Annotated in this window: 1 protein-coding gene; it reads right to left on the bottom strand. The window is 74.7% G+C overall.

Annotated features, from left to right (window positions below):
- A partial coding sequence (locus tag ACFV0Q_RS40840; protein ID WP_385013085.1) for an ATP-dependent helicase occupies positions 1-2,372 on the bottom strand: 2,372 nt, incomplete at both ends.

The following is a 2,372-nucleotide window of genomic DNA, read 5'->3' as shown; positions in this document are numbered from 1 at the left end:
AGGAGTGGTCCGGGGTGGAGGCGGAGGCGTGGGACGGGTTCTCCGCCTCGGCCTCCGGCTCCTGCGCCCAGGCTTCGATCTCGCCGAACCCGGCCTCGCAGTGGGCGCGCAGGGCCTCCAGGAACGCCGACGGGCCCCGGCGCCGCTTCTGCGTCGGGCCCCACCAGTGGCCGGAGGCCAGCAGCAGGGAGCGGGGGCGGGTGAAGGTGACGTATCCGAGGCGGAGTTCCTCGGTCTGCTTGTGCGTCTTGAGGGCGGCCTTGAAGGACTTCAGGCCGGCCGAGGTCCACGCCGGGTCGGCGGGCAGGGTGGGGGCGTCACCGCGCAGGCCGTACGGGAGCACCTTCGCGTACGAGGTCCAGGCCTCCGGCGCCTTCTCCTTCGGGAAGGCCCCGGCGCACAGGTCGGGGACGACGACCACGTCCCACTCCAGGCCCTTGGACTTGTGGGCCGTCAGGACCTTGACCGTGTTCTCCCCGCCCGGCAGGGCGTGGTCGAGGCCCTTCTCGTACTGGGCGGCCGTGCGCAGGAAGCCCAGGAAGGCGAGGAGGGTCGCCTCGCCGTCCAGCGCGGCGAAGCCGGCGGCGACGTCCAGGAAGTTCGACAGGGTCTCGCGGCGGCGGGCGGCCAGCGCGTGCGGCGACGCGGAGAGCTCCACCTCCAGGCCGGTGGTGGCCAGCACCCGGTGCAGTACGTCCATCAGCGGGTCGGCGAGGGAACGCCGCAGGTCCCGCAGCTCCTGCGCCAGGTGCGCGAAGCGGACCCGGGCCGCGGCGGAGAAGGGCAGGTCGTCGGGGGCCTGGCCGGCGCCGTCCAGGAAGGTCTCCAGGGCGTCGGCCAGGGAGACGATCTCCGCCGGGTCCACGCCCTCGACCGCCGCCGCGAGCCGTCCGTCGGGCCCGGTGTCCGAGGAGGCGCGGGCCACCAGCTGCCGGGCCCGGCGGCCGAGCAGCGCCAGGTCGCGGGCGCCGATCCGCCAGCGCGGTCCGATGAGCAGCCGGACGAGGGCGGCGTTGGCCCCGGGGTCCTGGAGCACCTCGCAGACGGAGACCAGGTCGGCGACCTCGGGGAGGTGGAGCAGCCCCGAGAGGCCGACGACCTCCACCGGAACGTCACGGGCCACCAGTACGGCCTGGATCTGCGCGAAGTCGGCGGCGGAGCGGCACAGCACGGCGATCTCCCCGGGCTCCTTGCCCGTCCGCACCAGGTGCGCGACGGAGTCCCCGAGCCACTCCAGCTCCTGCGCGTGCGTCTCCAGCAGCGCGCACCGCACCACCCCGTCCCGCTCGGCGCCCGGCGCGGGCCGCAGCGCCTCGACCCCCTCGTGCATCGCGCGCAGCGGGGCGGCGAGGCCGTTGGCCAGGTCGAGCAGGCGGCCGCCGCTGCGCCGGTTCTCGCTGAGCGAGAGCCGGGTGGCGGGGCTTCCGTCGGCGTGCGGGAAGTGCTCGGGGAAGTCGTCGAGGTTGGCGACGGAGGCTCCGCGCCAGCCGTAGATGGCCTGGCAGGGGTCGCCGACGGCGGTCACGGCGTGGCCCGTGCCCCCGCCGAAGAGTCCGGACAGCAGCAGCCGCTGGGCGACGGAGGTGTCCTGGTACTCGTCGAGGAGGACGACGCGGAACTCCTCGCGGAGCAGGGTCCCCACCTCGGGGCGGGTGGTGGCGAGCCGGGCGGAGAGGGCTATCTGGTCACCGAAGTCGAACAGGTCGCGGGCGCGTTTGGCCGCGCGGTAGCGGCTGACCAGTTCCAGCAGCTCCAGGCGGCCGCGTACGGCCTCGGGGACCTTGCGCAGGTCCTCGTTGGTGAGCCGGACCTCGACGAGGGAGTCCAGCAGCTCCGTGTCGTACGCGCGCAGGGCGTCCGGTTCGACGAGGTGCTCGGAGAGTTCCCCGTCGAGCGCGAGGAGGTCGCTGACCAGGTCGGGGACGGATCTGGTGAGCGAGGGGTAGGGGCCGGGGGCCTCGCGGATCACCTTCGCGGCGAGCTGGAAGCGGGTGGCGTCGGCGAGGAGGCGGGCGCTGGGTTCCAGGCCGATGCGCAGGCCGTGGTCCTTCAGGAGCTGCCCGGCGAAGGCGTGGTACGTGGAGATGCGCGGCTCGCCGCCCGCCGTCTCGGCCTCGTGCGGGGAGGGGTCCGGGTCGGTGATGCCGGCCCGGGCGAGGGCCTTGCGGACGCGCTCGGCGAGCTCGCCGGCGGCCTTGTTGGTGAAGGTGAGGCCGAGGACCTGCTCGGGGGCGACCGTGCCGGTGCCGACGAGCCAGACGACGCGGGCGGCCATGACCGTGGTCTTGCCGGAGCCGGCGCCCGCGACGATGACCTGGGTGGCGGGCGGGGCGGTCACGCAGGCGAGCTGTTCGGGCGTGAAGGCTGTCTCG

It is taken from the genome of Streptomyces sp. NPDC059564, assembly GCF_042735575.1.
Taxonomy (GTDB): Bacteria; Actinomycetota; Actinomycetes; order Streptomycetales; family Streptomycetaceae; genus Streptomyces.
This window is presented reverse-complemented; position numbering and strand designations above follow the sequence as displayed.